This is a genomic window from Pseudomonas sp. GYB4201 (genome assembly GCF_056312595.1).
The window spans coordinates 1-14269 of sequence record NZ_JBWGIG010000050.1 but is presented as its reverse complement, the minus strand read 5'-3'; the positions used below and the strand labels follow the sequence as shown (position 1 = coordinate 14269).

Sequence of the window (14269 nt, the reverse complement as noted above, 5' to 3'; positions counted from 1 at the left end):
CCATCATGGATATCAAGAGCGCGCTGAACCGCATCGTCGGGCAGCTGGACCTGAGCACGGATGAGATGCGCGATGTGATGCGCCAGATCATGACCGGCCAATGCACCGACGCACAGATCGGTGCCTTCCTGATGGGCATGCGCATGAAGAGCGAGAGCATCGACGAGATCGTCGGTGCCGTTTCGGTGATGCGCGAGCTGGCAGGCCAGGTTGAACTCAAGACCCTCGACGGCGTGGTCGACATCGTCGGCACCGGCGGCGACGGCGCCAACATCTTCAACGTGTCCACGGCGTCGGCCTTTGTCATCTCGGCGGCCGGCTGCACCGTGGCCAAGCACGGCAACCGCGCGGTGTCCGGCAAGAGCGGCAGCGCCGACCTGCTGGAAGCCGCCGGCGTGTACCTCAACCTGACGCCGGTGCAGGTTGCACGTTGCATCGACAGTGTGGGCATCGGCTTCATGTTCGCCCAGGCGCACCACGGTGCCATGAAGCACGCTGCCGGGCCGCGCCGCGACCTGGGCCTGCGCACCCTGTTCAACATGGTCGGGCCGCTGACCAACCCGGCGGGCGTCAAGCACCAGGTGGTCGGCGTGTTCAGCCAGGCCCTGTGCCGGCCGCTGGCTGAGGTGCTGCAGCGCCTGGGCAGCAAGCATGTGCTGGTGGTGCATTCCAAGGACGGGCTGGACGAGTTCAGCCTGGCCGCGCCCACCTTCGTGGCCGAGCTGAAAAATGGCGAAATTACCGAGTATTGGGTAGAACCCGAAGACCTCGGTATAAAGAGCCAGACCCTGCACGGCCTGGCCGTGGAAAGCCCGCAGGCGTCGCTGGAACTGATCCGCGATGCCTTGGGCCGGCGCAAGACCGAAAACGGCCAGAAAGCCGCTGAAATGATCGTACTCAACGCTGGCGCTGCCCTGTATGCCGCCGACCACGCGTCTTCCTTGAAGGAAGGCGTGGCCCTGGCCCACGATGCGCTGCACACCGGGCTGGCCCGCGAGAAGCTCGACGAGCTGGGCGCCTTTACCGCGGTATTCAAGCAGGAGAATGAAGGATGAGTGTGCCGACAGTTCTGGAGAAGATTCTGGCGCGCAAGGCCCAGGAAGTTGCCGAACGCCTGCAGCGTGTCAGCTATGCCGAACTGGAGCGCCTGGCTGCTGCCGCCGATGCACCGCGTGGCTTTGCCAAGGCGCTGATCGACCAGGCGGCGACCAAGAAGCCGGCAGTCATCGCCGAAATCAAGAAGGCCTCGCCGAGCAAGGGCGTCATCCGTGAGCACTTCGTGCCCGCCGAAATCGCCCAGAGCTACGAGAAGGGCGGCGCCACCTGCCTGTCCGTGCTCACCGACATCGATTACTTCCAGGGCGCCGACGCCTACCTGCAGCAGGCCCGTGCGGCCTGCAGCCTGCCGGTGATCCGCAAGGATTTCATGGTCGACCCGTACCAGATCGTCGAATCCCGCGCGCTGGGCGCCGACTGCATCCTGCTGATCGTCGCGGCGCTGGACGACGCGAAGATGGCCGAGCTGGAGTCCGTCGCCTTTGGCGTTGGCCTGGACGTGCTGGTGGAAGTGCACAACGCCGAGGAGCTGGAGCGTGCGCTCAAGCACTTGAAGTCGCCGCTGTTGGGGGTGAACAACCGCAACCTGCACAACTTCGAAGTCAGCCTGGAAAACACCCTCGACCTGCTGCCGCTGATCCCGCGTGAGCGCTTGGTGGTGACCGAAAGCGGCATCCTCAACCGCGCCGACGTGGAGCTGATGGAAATCAACGAGGTGTATTCGTTCCTGGTGGGCGAGGCGTTCATGCGCGCCGAGCATCCTGGCGAAGAGCTGCAACGGCTGTTCTTCCAGTCTTGACCCGCCCGTAGCAGCGGCCGCCAGGCCGCGTCGGGGTGCCAGGACGATGTCATGTATCGCGCGGCCCATGACGCGGCCTCGCGGCCGCTGCTACGGAGGTCTCATGCAACACCCTCTGCGAATCGACACCCAGGCGGGCCTGCAGGCCGAACAGGACCTGCTTGCCGCCGTGTGCCGCGGCGAGCAGCCTGATGGCCTGCTGTTCTGGCAGTCCACCGATCAAACCCTGGTCATGCCCCGGCGTATGAACCGCCTGCCGGCGTTCGATGCCGCCTGCGCGGCATCGGCCGCAGCTGGTTGGCCGGTGCTGCTGCGTGAAACCGGCGGCGAGCCGGTGCCGCAATCGCCGGCCACCATCAATGTCGCGCTGGTGTACGTGGCACCGCGCAGCGAAGGCGACCAACACCGCATCGAAACCGCTTATCAGCGCCTGTGCCAGCCGCTGTGCGACGCCGTCACGGCGTTGGGCGGGCAGGCGTCGGTGGGCGAGGTGGCGGGGGCGTTCTGCGATGGTCGCTACAACGTCAATATTGCCGGACGCAAATGGGTGGGCACGGCGCAGCGTTGGCGCCAAGGCCTGAGCGGCACGCGGCCGGTGGTACTGGTGCACGGCGCCATGCTGATGGACAACCAGCGCGAGCCGATGGTGGCGGCGGTGAATGGCTTCAACCAGGCGTGTGAACTGCCCCAGCGGTGTGACCCGCAAAGCCATGTGGCCTTGCACGAACACTATCCGGCGCCGCAGTTGCTGGCCGACCTGGCCCAGGCCTATGGCCAGTTGCTGGCCGAAATTCGCGCCAAGCCCTAGCGTGTGCCGAAGACCACCATGGTCTTGCCCTTCACGTTCACCAGGTTGCGCTCTTCGAGGTCCTTGAGCACCCGCCCGACCATTTCTCGCGAGCAACCGACGATACGGCCGATCTCCTGGCGGGTGATCTTGATCTGCATCCCGTCGGGGTGGGTCATGGCGTCGGGTTGCTTGCACAGTTCCAGCAGGCAGCGCGCCACCCGGCCTGTGACGTCGAAGAACGCCAGGTCGCCGACCTTGCGCGTGGTGTCGCGCAGGCGCTGGGCCATCTGGCAGCCCAGGGCGAACATGATATCGGGATGCTGCACCGCCACTTCGCGGAACCTGCCGTAGCTGATTTCCGCTACTTCGCATTCGGTCTTGGCCCGCACCCAGGCGCTGCGCAGCGGCCCGTGGTTGGGCGACTCGAACAGCCCCAGCTCGCCGAAGAAGTCGCCGGCGTTGAGGTAGGCAATGATCATTTCGCGGCCGTCGTCGTCCTCGATCAGAATCGTCACCGAGCCCTTGATGATGTAGGACAAGGTTTCGGACTGGTCGCCGGCGCAGATGATATTGCTCTTGGCGCCATAGCGGCGGCGCTGGCAATGAGCCAAGAGTTTATCGATGTTCTGGATCGGACGCGTGAGCGCAACCATGGCTGAATCCCGGGGCAAGACTGTCTACGGCAAGTGAACGGTAAGGAGTGCTGGCGTAAGCGCCAGTGATTTGGCGCCAGCTTATCAGACACGCAAGTTTGTATCAGGCAATTTACTAACCACCTTATCGGCAGGCAACGGCTGGGCTACAGGGCTTATGCAAACTGCTGTGCTAAGCTGGCGGCCTTTTTTACAGTGGAGTCCTGGTGATGAAGGCACGTATCCAGTGGGCAGGCGAAGCCATGTTTCTTGGCGAGTCGGGCAGCGGTCATGTGGTAGTGATGGACGGCCCGCCCGAGAGCGGCGGTCGCAACCTGGGCGTGCGCCCCATGGAGATGCTGTTGCTGGGCCTGGGTGGCTGCAGCAATTTCGACGTGGTCAGCATCCTGAAGAAGTCGCGTCAGCCGGTGGAAAGCTGCGAAGCCTTCCTGGAAGCCGAGCGGGCCACCGAGGACCCCAAGGTATTCACCAAGATCCACCTGCATTTCGTGGTCAAAGGCCGCGGCCTGAAGGAAGCCCAGGTGAAGCGGGCGGTGGAACTGTCGGCTGAGAAATACTGCTCGGCCTCGATCATGCTGGGCCGTGCCGGGGTGGAAATCACCCACGACTACGAGATCGTCGAGCTGGGTTGATTAGCACCGCACGCTTGTAGCCGCTGCCGCCAGGCTGCGCTGGCCCCTGTGCGTAGATGAGGGCCAGCGCAGCCTGGCGGCAGCGGCTACGATGTTAGATGCGGTAGGTGCTCTTGGTCATGACCTTGGCCACCAGGCTCATGCCGAACCTGACCGGCGCCGGGAAGCGGAACCCGCCGGCGTCCAGCGCCGAATCGGCGTGCTGCTCTTCATCCACGCGCATCTGTTCGAGGATGGCGCGTGACTTCTCGTCTTCCACGGGCAGTTGTTCCAGGTGTTCATCCAGGTGTTTGCACACCTGGTGTTCAGTGGCGGCAACGAAGCCCAGGCTGACACGGTCGCTGATCAGCCCAGCCACCGCACCTATGCCGAACGACATGCCGTAGAACAACGGGTTGAGCACGCTGGGGTGGCTGCCCAACTGGCGGATGCGTTGCTCGCACCAGGCCAGGTGATCCACTTCTTCCTCGGCGGCATGTTCCATGGCCTTGCGCACCTGCGGCAGCTTGGCGGTCAGCGCCTGCCCCTGGTACAACGCCTGCGCACACACTTCACCGGTGTGGTTGATGCGCATCAGGCCGGCCACATGGCGGGTTTCGTCATCACTGAGCTTGGGGTCCGGCTGGACAATGGCCGGGGACGGCCGCGACGGCTGGCCGCTGAAAGGCAGCAGCGTGCGCATGGCCGTGTCGGCCTGCAGCAGCAGTCGGTCGAGGGGGGAGTAGTGACGTTCGGTAGCCATTGGGCACCTCCGGATAGAATCACGGGGTGCAGTTTAACTCAAAATACCGTGCCAGAGCCTGCGGCACGTCAACACAATCCTGTGGCCGCTGCCCGGGGCAGCGGCCACACGGCGATCAGCCCGGCGGCCAGTGCATCTGGCGCTGCCCCAGCACATGCATGTGAATGTGGTAGACCGTCTGGCCGCCCAATTCATTGCAGTTCATGACCACGCGGAAGCCTTCCTCGCAGCCCAGTTCCTTGGCCAGGCGCTGGGCGGTGAACAGAATGTGACCAGCCAGGCCCTTGTCTTCCTCGGTGAGGTCGTTGAGGGTGCGGATCGGCTTCTTCGGGATCACCAGGAAATGGACCGGTGCCTGGGGTGCGATATCGTGGAAGGCCAGTACCTGGTCATCCTCGTAGATGATTTTCGCGGGTATTTCTCTGTTGATGATCTTGGTGAACAGAGTATCCACAACGGTTGCTCCATGTTTGACGTCGGGCTCGAGTGTACTCAATGCTCAACGTGGGCGGTAGGCGAGGTTGATGGCGCCGGCGATCTTGCGCACCAGCCAGCGCGAGCCCAGGCGGGCGCCGTAGGTGAGCAGGCGGTTGCGCCGCCCGGGTATGATCACCGCCCGGTTGCGGGCCAGGGCGCGCACGGTGAACAGCGCCACTTCCTCCGGGCTGAGCACGCGTTGGCTGTTGTTCAGGCGTTCTATCACCCGTTGCGACGAGCGCACCGGGCCAGGGCACAGCACCGAGACCTTCACCCCCGACTGGCGCAACTCTTCGCGCAGGCCTTCGGAGAAACTCAGCACGTAGGCCTTGCTGGCCGCGTAGCTGCTCATCCACGGGCCAGGCTGGAAGGCGGCCAGGGAGGCGACGTTGAGGATCTGCCCGCCGCCGTGCACCGCCATGGCGTTGCCGACCACATGGCACAGGCGCGCCAGGGCGAGGATGTTGACCTCGATCAGGTCTTGCTCCTGCATCCAGTCCTGGGCCAGGAAATGCCCGTAGGAGCGCAGCCCGGCGCAGTTCACCAGCAGATCAATGTGGCGGCCGCTTTCCTCAAGTTCCATCAGCAGGCCGGACAGGCGCAGGGGTTCGCTCAAGTCGCAGGCACGGAACAGTACTTCCACGCCAAAACGTTGGGTCAGCTCGATGGCCACCGCTTCCAGGGGGTCGCGCTGGCGGGCTACCAGGATCAGGTTGCGGCCGCGCCGGGCCAGGGCCTCGGCCAGCGCCAGGCCCAGCCCTCGGGAGGCGCCGGTGATCAAGGCGTAACGGGTCATGCAAATCTCCATACGAACGCCCCCGGCCCCGGCTCGTCGATGAGGCGGGGCGCACGGGGGCGTCTACTCAGGGGCGCTAGTCTACCGTGCGCCGCGCGGTTGTGCCGAGTTCGTTAAAGGGGGTGGGCCAGGCGAGCCAACGAGGCGAAGTCGCCAAGCAGTATTCCCAGCAGCCCTATCGCCATGAATATCAATGCCAGCACGGCCATTACTTTCACAGCCTTGCTATCGGGTGGGGCGGGTGGGCCATATTGATTGACCCCGGCGTGACCCGGCACGGCCATGATAACGAAGGGGAATAAGCTGCCGACAAAAGGCACGAACGTCACCAGCCACCACCAGCCGCTCCAGCCGGCATCGTGCATGCGTTGTACGCCGATCTGTACGCTAATGGTCAGGAATGCCGCGACGGCAACGGCGCCTACGCCGATCCCCAGCGGCTTCGATGCGAGGCTCAGCAGCAGGCAAACGGCGAAGATTGCGCAGAAGGTAAAGCCCAGCACCATCGACCAGGCCAGGTAGCGCAGCCGGCCTATACGGCCCTGCACGGTCATCACTTTGAGCGGGCCATAGATAGCCACGGTGGGGGCGACGTCCGATTGTGGCGGTGCGTAGGGCGAAAATGGCCGTGGAGCGGGGGAAGGCTCGACCTCTTCCAGGCTCAACTCAACCGGCGCCTCTTCTTCCAGGCGCGCCTCGACGCCGGCCCGGTGCAACGCATCCAGATACTTCTCGGCGGTCTCCTGGGACAGGTTGCGCTTGAGCGCCACCTTGCGCCCGGTAAACAGCTTTTCCACGGCCAACAGATCGCTACGGAACAGCTCGGCCAGGTTGGCCTTGGCAGTTTCCAGGGCGACCCCCGGCAGCGTGCTGCCTTCGAAGACGATCTTGAACAGTGTTGTCATGCTGGCATCCTTGTCGTGAAAGTGGCGGCCGGTTCAGCGCGGCCAGTGGTCGGGCAAGCGGCAGGCCCGTACCAGCGCCTTGCGGTATTCGTTGTCGAGGCGCTCGATCAGCTCGTCGGCGCTGGGTATGTCGTCGATCTCGCCGACACCCTGGCCGGCGGACCAGATGGTCTTCCACGCCTTGGCCTCGTCATCGATGGGCTTGAGTTTGGCTTGTGCGCCGGCGGCGGCGAGGGTGGCCAGGTCGAAACCGGCATCTTCCAGGCTCTTGCGCATGAAACTGGCCGGCACCCCGGACACCGCCGGGGTGTGGATGATATCGGCGGCATGGGCTGCCAGCAGCATGTCTTTATAGGCCGCAGGTGCGTGGCTTTCCTGGCAGGCGATAAAACGCGTGCCCAGGTACGCCAGGTCGGCGCCCAGCAGCTGCGCGGCAAGAATCTCGCGGCCATGGTTGATACAGCCGGCCAGCAGCAGGGTCTTGTCGAAGAACTGGCGTATTTCGGCCACCAGCGCGAATGGGCTCCAGGTGCCGGCATGGCCACCGGCGCCGGCGGCCACGGCAATCAGGCCATCGACGCCGGCCTGGGCGGCTTTCTCGGCGTGGCGCCGGGTAGTGACGTCGTGAAAGACCAGGCCGCCATAACTGTGCACGGCATCCACCACTTCCTTCACCGCGCCCAGGCTGGTGATGACAATCGGCACCTTGTGTTCGATGCAGATCGCCAGGTCGGCTTCCAGGCGGGGGTTACTGTTGTGCACGATGAGGTTGACGGCATAGGGCGCCGGCTTGTCCAGCGCCGCCAGGCCGGCCTCGATCTCGACCAGCCAGGCCTTGAAGCCTGCGCTGTCACGCTGGTTCAGCGCGGGAAAGCTGCCGACCACGCCGTTGCGGCAGCAGGCCAGCACCAGTTGCGGGTTGGAGATGAGAAACATCGGTGCCGCCACCACGGGCAGGCGCAGGCGTTGGTCCAGCGATGGGGGCAGCGACATGATGGTTTCTCTTGTGGGTTGGGTTGATCCTAGAACGGTTTCACCACCACCAGAATTACGATAGCCAGCAAAAACAGCACGGGAACTTCGTTGAACCAGCGATAAAAGACATGGCTGCGGGTGTTTTCGCCACGGGCAAAGCGTTTCACCTGGGCGCCGCACATATGATGGTAGCCAATCAGCAGGAACACGAAGGTCAGTTTGGCGTGCAACCAGCCCTGGCTCAAATAGCCGGGGAGCAGATAGAGCAGCCAGGCGCCGAACACCAGGGTGGCGATCATCGAAGGGCCCATGATGCCGCGGTACAGCTTGCGCTCCATGACCATGAAGCGTTGCTTGCTGGGCTCGTCCTCGCTGCTGGCGTGGTAGACGAACAGGCGCGGCAGGTAGAACAGGCCGGCAAACCAGCAGACCATGCTGATGATGTGCAGGGCTTTGATCCATAGATAGAGCATTTTTTGAAGTTTCCAGGTTCACGGTAGCGCCGATAGTAGTGCCCCAGGCTGCCGCACGTCACCTCAACGGTTGTTAGCAGATGCTCTGGCCCCGTATTATCAGCGGTTTCCTAGTCGGTTCGTTGAAAGGGGCAGGTATATGGTCAAGGTCGGTATTGTCGGCGGCACGGGTTACACCGGGGTCGAGCTGCTGCGTCTGTTGGCGTCGCATCCGCAGGCGGAAGTCGCCGTCATCACCTCGCGCTCCGAGGCGGGCGTACCCGTGGCGGACATGTACCCCAACCTGCGCGGCCACTACGATGGCCTGGCCTTCAGCGTGCCGGACACCAAGACCCTGGGCGCCTGCGACGTGGTGTTCTTCGCCACCCCGCACGGCGTCGCGCACTCCCTGGCGGGCGAGCTGCTGGCCGCGGGCACCAAGGTCATCGACCTGTCGGCGGACTTCCGCCTGCAGGACGCCGAAGAGTGGGCCAAGTGGTACGGCCAGCCCCATGGCGCGCCTGAACTGCTGAAAGACGCCGTCTACGGCCTGCCGGAAGTAAACCGCGAGCAGATCCGCAACGCCCGCCTGATCGCCGTGCCTGGCTGCTACCCGACCGCCACCCAGCTGGGCTTCCTGCCGCTGCTGGAAGCTGGCTTGGCCGATGCCTCGCGCCTGATCGCCGACTGCAAGTCCGGTGTCAGCGGCGCTGGCCGTGGCGCTGCCGTGGGCTCGCTGTTCTGCGAGGCCGGCGAAAGCATGAAGGCCTATTCGGTGAAGGGCCACCGTCACCTGCCGGAAATCACCCAGGGCCTGCGCCGCGCCGCCGGTGGCGACGTGGGCCTGACCTTCGTGCCGCACCTGACGCCGATGATCCGTGGCATCCATTCCACCCTCTACGCAACCGTGGTGGATAAGGCCGTGGACCTGCAGGCGCTGTTCGAGAAGCGTTATGCCGATGAACCGTTCGTCGACGTCATGCCGGCCGGCAGCCACCCGGAAACCCGCAGCGTGCGTGGCGCCAACGTCTGCCGCATCGCCGTTCATCGCCCACAAGGCGGTGACCTGGTGGTGGTACTGTCGGTCATCGACAATCTGGTCAAGGGCGCGTCGGGCCAGGCCGTGCAGAACCTGAACATCCTCTTCGGCCTCGACGAGCGCCTGGGCCTGTCCCACGCCGGCATGCTGCCGTAAGCCCCAAAGCCGGTCAGCGCACAATTGTTGACCCTTTTTCTAGGAGAAGCGGATAATGCCGCCATTACGTTTTATGGCGGCTTACGCCGGGAGAGAGTCAGCATGAGCGTCGAATCCTTCACACCCACGGCTTTGCAATTCACCCACGGTGCTGCGCACAAGGTGAAGAGCCTGGTCGACGAAGAAGGCAATGAGCGTCTGAAACTGCGGGTTTTCGTGACCGGTGGCGGTTGCTCGGGCTTCCAGTACGGCTTCACCTTCGATGAAGATGTGGCCGAGGATGACACCATTGTAGAGCGCGAAGGCGTGAGCCTGGTGGTCGACCCAATGAGCTTCCAGTACCTGGCAGGTGCTGAAGTGGATTACCAGGAAGGCCTGGAGGGTTCGCGTTTCGTTATCAACAACCCTAATGCCTCTACCACTTGCGGTTGCGGTCAGTCGTTCTCGATCTGATCACCTGCAGGGCAAGGCCAGACGCCGCGTTCATACGCGGCGTTTTGCTGTCTGGCATTCAGGCGGGGTAGATGGCCCCAAGCACGCGCAGCCCACGGGCGCCGGTGACGCTGGGGCGGTTGGTGGGAATCCCTTCCAGGCAGCAATGGGCCAGCCAGGCGAATGCCATGGCTTCTACCCAGTCCGGGTCCACGCCGTGGCTACCGGTGCTGTCGACGCGGGTGTTGGGCAGCAACTGCGCCAGGCGCTGCATCAGCGCGCGGTTGTGGGCGCCGCCGCCGCACACCAGCAGCTCGTCGGTGTGAGGCTGGGCGTGGCGCAGGGAGTCGACGATGGTGCGGGCGGTCAATTCCAGCAGGGTCGCCTGCACATCGGCATCGGCCACGTCGCTCACCTTCGCCAGGTGTGCCTGCAACCAGGGCAGGTTGAATACCTCGCGGCCGGTGCTCTTCGGGCCGGTGCCAGCGAAGAACGGGTCGCTGAGCAGCTCGGCCAACAGCGCCGGGTGCACGCTGCCGCTGGCAGCCCAGGCGCCGTCGCGGTCGTAGTCCAGGCCCTGCCGGGCGTTGATCCAGGCGTCGAGCAGCACGTTGCCGGGGCCGCAGTCGAAACCGCTGACCGGCTTGTCGGCCTCGATCAGGCTCAGGTTGCTGAAACCACCTACGTTGAGCACGGCCAGGTGCCGGCCCTGGCTGGCGAAGATGGCATCGTGGAAGGCGGGCACCAACGGCGCGCCCTGGCCACCCGCGGCCACGTCACGGCGGCGGAAGTCGCCGACGGTGGTGATGCCGGTCAACTCGGCCAGCAGCGCCGGGTTGCCGATCTGCACGGTGAAACCGCGTGCCGGTTCGTGGCGCACGGTCTGGCCGTGGCTGCCGATGGCACGGATATCCGCGGGGGTGAGGTGCTGTTGTTGCAAGAGGGTATGGATGCCTTCCGCGGCCAGGGTCGCCCACTGGTTCTCTGCCAGGGCGGCCCGGGCTATCTCGTCCGGGCCGCTGGCGCACAGGGCCAGCAGGTCGCCGCGCAGCCCGCTGGGCATAGGCAGGTACAGGCTGGCCACCAGGCGCACGCTGGCGCCTTGCTCAACCAGCGCAATATCCAGCCCATCGAGGCTGGTGCCGGACATCACGCCGATATAAAGGGCCATGATTTACTTCTTGCTCGCGACCATGGTGGATTTCTCCTGGTCCATGTGGGCGATCAGGGGCTGCGAGATTTGCATGAAGCGGCTCTTCTCGTTGCGCGCAATCGGGTCGGCCATGGGCAGCTTCTGCCCCAGCGGGTCGACGTGCACGCCGTTCACCTGGAACTCGTAATGCACGTGCGGGCCGGTGGACAGGCCGGTGGTGCCGATGTAGCCGATGACCTGGCCCTGTTTCACTACCGAGCCTGCGTGGATGCCCTTGGCGAAGCCCTGCATGTGCGCGTACAGCGTCTTGTAGGTCTTGCCGTGTTCGATGATCACGGTGTTGCCGTAGCCGCCGCGGCGCCCGGCCAGTTCGACCTTGCCGTCGCCCGTAGCCTTGATTGGCGTGCCGCGCGGGGCGGCGTAGTCCACGCCCTGGTGCGCGCGGATCTTGTTGAGGATGGGGTGGAAGCGGCCCACCGAGAAGCGCGAGCTGATACGGGCGAAGTCCACCGGCGAGCGCACGAAGGCCTTGCGCAGGCTGTTGCCCTCGGCGCTGTAGTAGTTGGTGGTGCCTTGCTTGTTGGTGTAGCGCACCGCGGTGTAGGTCTTGCCACGGTTGCTGAAGCGCGCGGCGAGGATATTGCCGGTGCCGATCACCTTGCCGTTCAGCACCTTCTGCTCGTACATCACGTCGAACACGTCGCCCTGGCGGATATCCTGGGCGAAGTCCACGTCGTAGTTGAAGATGCGCACCAGGTCCATGACCTGGTTGTGCGACAGGCCGGCGCGCTGGCCGGACAGCGACAGCGAGTTCTTGATCACGCCGTGGGCGTAGGCCTCGCGCATGACGGGCTTGATCACGTCGCGGTTGAAGGCGAAGCCCTTGGCGCCGCGCACCAGGCGGATGGTCTCGGTGTTGCTGAGCTTGGTGTGCAGGCTGGCGAGCTGGCCGTCCGGGCCGATCTCGAACTCCAGCACCTGGCCGTTCTTGAGCTGGGCGAACTGCTTGGCCTGCTTGTCGCTGGCCATGACTTCCTGGGCGGCGGAGGCGGGCAGGCCGGCTTCGTCGAACAGCTTGGACAGGGTATCGCCCTTGCGCACGGTGACTTCGCGGTGGTTCGGGCCCTTCTTGGGCGCGTCGTCGGCGGCGCTGGCCACCGGTTCCGGTTTGTCCTGGGTGTCTTGCGCGGTGTCCTGGTCCTGGTCGTCTTCGTTGTCTATGTGCGCGAAGGGCGCTGGCGCGGCCTGTTCTTCGCCAAGGTCGGTGGCTGGCGCGTCTTTCTGCGCCTGCTTGAGCTGGTCGGCTGGGGTCTCCAGCTCCAGCGGCGTGGAGTTGCGCTTGGCTTCCACTTCGCTGGAGGGAAATATCAGCATGGCTAGGCTGAGCAGGGCGGCGATGCCGCTTGCAGCCAGCAGGTGGCTCTTCGGATAAAGCGGAGGCGCTTTAGGCGGTTCGCTGGTCATAGGTAATTTTGACTTTGAAAAAAGATGAAATGGAAAAGATGAATGACATGATAAAGATGAAATAACTGTATAAAATATAACCAAATCCTTGCCAAAGCAAGCTCGCAGACGCCTCGACCCGCCCCTGGGGTCACACGCAAGTCAAAAACTTGTAATTGGTGTCTGATCTTGTATCGTTGGCTCCATTTGAATCCAAGCCTTGCGGGTAGGTTATGAAGTCGGTTGAAGAGCAGCTAGCGCTGATCAAGCGTGGTGCGGAAGAGGTGTTGGTCGAGGCCGAACTGGTCGAGAAGCTCAAGCGCGGGCAGCCGCTGCGTATCAAGGCTGGTTTCGACCCGACGGCGCCTGACCTGCACCTGGGGCACACGGTGCTTATTAATAAGCTGCGCCAGTTCCAGGAGCTGGGGCACCACGTGATCTTCCTGATCGGGGATTTCACCGGCCTGATCGGCGACCCGAGTGGCAAGAGCGCCACGCGCCCGCCGCTGACTCGCGAGCAGGTGCTGGCCAACGCCGAGACCTACAAGGCCCAGGTGTTCAAGATCCTCGATCCGGCCAAGACCGAGGTGGCGTTCAACTCCACCTGGATGGACGCCATGAGCCCGGCGGACTTCATTCGCCTGTCGTCCCAGTACACCGTGGCGCGGATGCTCGAGCGCGATGACTTCGACAAGCGCTACAAGTCCAACCAGTCCATCGCCATCCACGAGTTCCTCTACCCGCTGGTGCAGGGCTACGACTCGGTTGCCCTGAAGGCAGACGTCGAGCTGGGCGGCACCGACCAGAAGTTCAACCTGCTGATGGGGCGTGAACTGCAGCGCGCCTACGGCCAGGAAGCCCAGAACATCGTGACCATGCCGCTGCTCGAAGGCCTGGACGGTGTGAAGAAGATGTCCAAGTCGCTGGGCAACTACGTCGGTATCCAGGAAGCGCCGGGCGTTATGTACAGCAAGCTGGTGTCCATCCCGGATGCGCTGATGTGGCGTTACTTCGAGCTGCTGAGCTTCCGCTCCATGGATGAGATCAATGGCTTCAAGGCCGAGGTCGAGGCCGGTGCCAACCCGCGCGATATCAAGATCAAGCTGGCCGAAGAGATCGTCGCCCGTTTCCATGGCGAAGAAGCCGCTGCCAACGCGCACCGTGGTGCGGGCAACCGCATGAAGGATGGTGAGCTGCCGGAAGATCTGCCAGAGGTGGAGCTCACGGGTGGTGAAGACATGCCTATCGCCGCGATCCTCAACCAGGCTGGCCTGGTGAAGAACTCGGCGGCCGCCCGCGACCTGCTGTCGGCGGGTAGTGTGCGTATCGATGGCGAAGTGGTTGATCGTGGGTTTGTCTTCGCACTGGGAGCGACGCATGTCTGCCAGGCTGGCAAGAAGGCTTTCGCACGGATTACCCTCAAGCAGGGCTGATTGCTGCGTAGCTATATAGAAGGCGGGCCGGCAGGCCCGCCTTTTTGCTTTTTGGCGGCCTCGAAAGCCACGCTGAAACATTTCTGAAATAAACGCTTGACCTCCCTTCGAATCTCTCTATAATCCGCCCCACTTCCGGCGCAAGCGAAACGGAAAACTCCTTGAGTTTCAACGAGTTAACCGAAGTAAGCGACTCCGAAAGGTTTCGGTCTTAACGTCGAAAGCGGTGAAAAAGGCAGTTGACAGCAACGCAAGTTGCTGTAGAATTCGCCTCCCGCTAACGAGAGATCGAAGCGAGCCAAGTGGTTGAAGTTGTTAGAGATTCTCTGAAAAACT

General features: G+C 63.7%; 16 protein-coding genes. 7 read left to right on the top strand and 9 right to left on the bottom strand.

The window, feature by feature from the left end; genetic code table 11:
• Window positions 1-5: 5 nt before the first annotated feature.
• The 3 genes from trpD to AC0Z2B_RS29380 all read left to right on the top strand — a co-directional run bounded on the left by trpD (window position 6) and on the right by AC0Z2B_RS29380 (window position 2663).
• Window positions 6-1055: an anthranilate phosphoribosyltransferase gene (gene trpD / locus AC0Z2B_RS29390; RefSeq protein ID WP_473004661.1), complete on the top strand. Its 1050-nt coding sequence runs from the start codon at window positions 6-8 to the stop codon at window positions 1053-1055.
• The gene (gene trpC / locus AC0Z2B_RS29385; protein WP_416427145.1) at window positions 1052-1855 is read left to right on the top strand and encodes an indole-3-glycerol phosphate synthase TrpC; all 804 of its coding nucleotides are present in this window, start codon (window positions 1052-1054) and stop codon (window positions 1853-1855) included. The genes trpD and trpC overlap by 4 nt, the downstream gene beginning before the upstream one ends.
• Before the next feature lie 103 nt (window positions 1856-1958).
• A complete protein-coding gene (locus AC0Z2B_RS29380; RefSeq protein WP_476301370.1) occupies window positions 1959-2663 on the top strand; it encodes a lipoate--protein ligase family protein in 705 nt (234 codons plus the stop codon).
• Here the strand turns inward: AC0Z2B_RS29380 and crp are convergent.
• Window positions 2660-3298, bottom strand: a complete 639-nt coding sequence (gene crp / locus AC0Z2B_RS29375) for a cAMP-activated global transcriptional regulator CRP (RefSeq protein WP_416427143.1) — start codon at window positions 3296-3298, stop codon at window positions 2660-2662. The genes AC0Z2B_RS29380 and crp overlap by 4 nt on opposite strands.
• A gap of 209 nt (window positions 3299-3507) precedes the next feature.
• Between crp and AC0Z2B_RS29370 the strand changes: the two genes are divergently transcribed.
• The gene (locus AC0Z2B_RS29370) at window positions 3508-3930 is read left to right on the top strand and encodes an OsmC family protein (RefSeq protein ID WP_416427142.1); all 423 of its coding nucleotides are present in this window, start codon (window positions 3508-3510) and stop codon (window positions 3928-3930) included.
• Window positions 3931-4024: 94 nt separating this feature from the next.
• On the opposite strand, the gene coq7 is transcribed toward AC0Z2B_RS29370, so the two are convergent.
• The 6 genes from coq7 to hemJ all read right to left on the bottom strand — a co-directional run bounded on the left by coq7 (window position 4025) and on the right by hemJ (window position 8298).
• Window positions 4025-4672 (bottom strand): 2-polyprenyl-3-methyl-6-methoxy-1,4-benzoquinone monooxygenase, encoded by a 648-nt coding sequence (gene coq7, locus AC0Z2B_RS29365; RefSeq protein WP_416427141.1) that lies wholly within the window; start codon window positions 4670-4672, stop codon window positions 4025-4027.
• 115 nt (window positions 4673-4787) lie between these two features.
• A complete protein-coding gene (locus AC0Z2B_RS29360) occupies window positions 4788-5126 on the bottom strand; it encodes a histidine triad nucleotide-binding protein (protein ID WP_027980374.1) in 339 nt (112 codons plus the stop codon).
• 45 nt (window positions 5127-5171) lie between these two features.
• The gene (locus AC0Z2B_RS29355) at window positions 5172-5945 is read right to left on the bottom strand and encodes an SDR family NAD(P)-dependent oxidoreductase (RefSeq protein ID WP_416427140.1); all 774 of its coding nucleotides are present in this window, start codon (window positions 5943-5945) and stop codon (window positions 5172-5174) included.
• A 113-nt stretch (window positions 5946-6058) separates the two neighbouring features.
• Window positions 6059-6850, bottom strand: coding sequence for a DUF805 domain-containing protein (locus tag AC0Z2B_RS29350; protein ID WP_476301368.1), 792 nt, complete (start codon window positions 6848-6850; stop codon window positions 6059-6061).
• A 33-nt stretch (window positions 6851-6883) separates the two neighbouring features.
• Window positions 6884-7843, bottom strand: a complete 960-nt coding sequence (locus tag AC0Z2B_RS29345; protein ID WP_473004655.1) for a nitronate monooxygenase — start codon at window positions 7841-7843, stop codon at window positions 6884-6886.
• Between the two features lie 29 nt (window positions 7844-7872).
• Window positions 7873-8298: a protoporphyrinogen oxidase HemJ gene (gene hemJ, locus AC0Z2B_RS29340; RefSeq protein WP_416427137.1), complete on the bottom strand. Its 426-nt coding sequence runs from the start codon at window positions 8296-8298 to the stop codon at window positions 7873-7875.
• 139 nt (window positions 8299-8437) lie between these two features.
• On the opposite strand from hemJ, the gene argC reads away from it, so the two are divergent.
• Both argC and erpA read left to right on the top strand, forming a co-directional pair.
• Entirely contained in the window at window positions 8438-9472 is a 1035-nt protein-coding gene (gene argC / locus AC0Z2B_RS29335; RefSeq protein ID WP_416427136.1) for an N-acetyl-gamma-glutamyl-phosphate reductase, read from the top strand.
• A 102-nt stretch (window positions 9473-9574) separates the two neighbouring features.
• Window positions 9575-9925 carry an iron-sulfur cluster insertion protein ErpA gene (erpA, locus tag AC0Z2B_RS29330; protein WP_416427135.1) on the top strand — a complete coding sequence of 117 codons (351 nt, stop codon included), beginning with the start codon at window positions 9575-9577 and terminating at the stop codon, window positions 9923-9925.
• 58 nt (window positions 9926-9983) lie between these two features.
• On the opposite strand, the gene AC0Z2B_RS29325 is transcribed toward erpA, so the two are convergent.
• Both AC0Z2B_RS29325 and AC0Z2B_RS29320 read right to left on the bottom strand, forming a co-directional pair.
• The gene (locus AC0Z2B_RS29325; protein ID WP_476301365.1) at window positions 9984-11075 is read right to left on the bottom strand and encodes an anhydro-N-acetylmuramic acid kinase; all 1092 of its coding nucleotides are present in this window, start codon (window positions 11073-11075) and stop codon (window positions 9984-9986) included.
• Between the two features lie 3 nt (window positions 11076-11078).
• Entirely contained in the window at window positions 11079-12521 is a 1443-nt protein-coding gene (locus AC0Z2B_RS29320; RefSeq protein ID WP_476301364.1) for an OapA family protein, read from the bottom strand.
• A 212-nt stretch (window positions 12522-12733) separates the two neighbouring features.
• Here AC0Z2B_RS29320 and tyrS point away from each other — a divergent pair, with 212 nt between their 5' ends.
• Window positions 12734-13933 (top strand): tyrosine--tRNA ligase, encoded by a 1200-nt coding sequence (gene tyrS, locus AC0Z2B_RS29315; RefSeq protein ID WP_476301361.1) that lies wholly within the window; start codon window positions 12734-12736, stop codon window positions 13931-13933.
• Window positions 13934-14269 lie beyond the last annotated feature (336 nt).

Excerpts from the sequence above, each read along its gene's own strand:
- AC0Z2B_RS29370 (WP_416427142.1), top strand. The coding sequence starts at position 3,508 with ATGAAGGCACGTATCCAGTGGGCAGGCGAAGCCATGTTTCTTGGCGAG.
- AC0Z2B_RS29320 (WP_476301364.1), bottom strand. The coding sequence starts at position 12,521 with ATGACCAGCGAACCGCCTAAAGCGCCTCCGCTTTATCCGAAGAGCCAC.
- AC0Z2B_RS29355 (WP_416427140.1), bottom strand. The coding sequence starts at position 5,945 with ATGACCCGTTACGCCTTGATCACCGGCGCCTCCCGAGGGCTGGGCCTG.
- AC0Z2B_RS29380 (WP_476301370.1), top strand. The coding sequence starts at position 1,959 with ATGCAACACCCTCTGCGAATCGACACCCAGGCGGGCCTGCAGGCCGAA.
- argC (WP_416427136.1), top strand. The coding sequence starts at position 8,438 with ATGGTCAAGGTCGGTATTGTCGGCGGCACGGGTTACACCGGGGTCGAG.
- trpC (WP_416427145.1), top strand. The coding sequence starts at position 1,052 with ATGAGTGTGCCGACAGTTCTGGAGAAGATTCTGGCGCGCAAGGCCCAG.
- crp (WP_416427143.1), bottom strand. The coding sequence starts at position 3,298 with ATGGTTGCGCTCACGCGTCCGATCCAGAACATCGATAAACTCTTGGCT.
- tyrS (WP_476301361.1), top strand. The coding sequence starts at position 12,734 with ATGAAGTCGGTTGAAGAGCAGCTAGCGCTGATCAAGCGTGGTGCGGAA.
- AC0Z2B_RS29350 (WP_476301368.1), bottom strand. The coding sequence starts at position 6,850 with ATGACAACACTGTTCAAGATCGTCTTCGAAGGCAGCACGCTGCCGGGG.
- trpD (WP_473004661.1), top strand. The coding sequence starts at position 6 with ATGGATATCAAGAGCGCGCTGAACCGCATCGTCGGGCAGCTGGACCTG.
- erpA (WP_416427135.1), top strand. The coding sequence starts at position 9,575 with ATGAGCGTCGAATCCTTCACACCCACGGCTTTGCAATTCACCCACGGT.
- coq7 (WP_416427141.1), bottom strand. The coding sequence starts at position 4,672 with ATGGCTACCGAACGTCACTACTCCCCCCTCGACCGACTGCTGCTGCAG.
- AC0Z2B_RS29325 (WP_476301365.1), bottom strand. The coding sequence starts at position 11,075 with ATGGCCCTTTATATCGGCGTGATGTCCGGCACCAGCCTCGATGGGCTG.
- AC0Z2B_RS29345 (WP_473004655.1), bottom strand. The coding sequence starts at position 7,843 with ATGTCGCTGCCCCCATCGCTGGACCAACGCCTGCGCCTGCCCGTGGTG.
- hemJ (WP_416427137.1), bottom strand. The coding sequence starts at position 8,298 with ATGCTCTATCTATGGATCAAAGCCCTGCACATCATCAGCATGGTCTGC.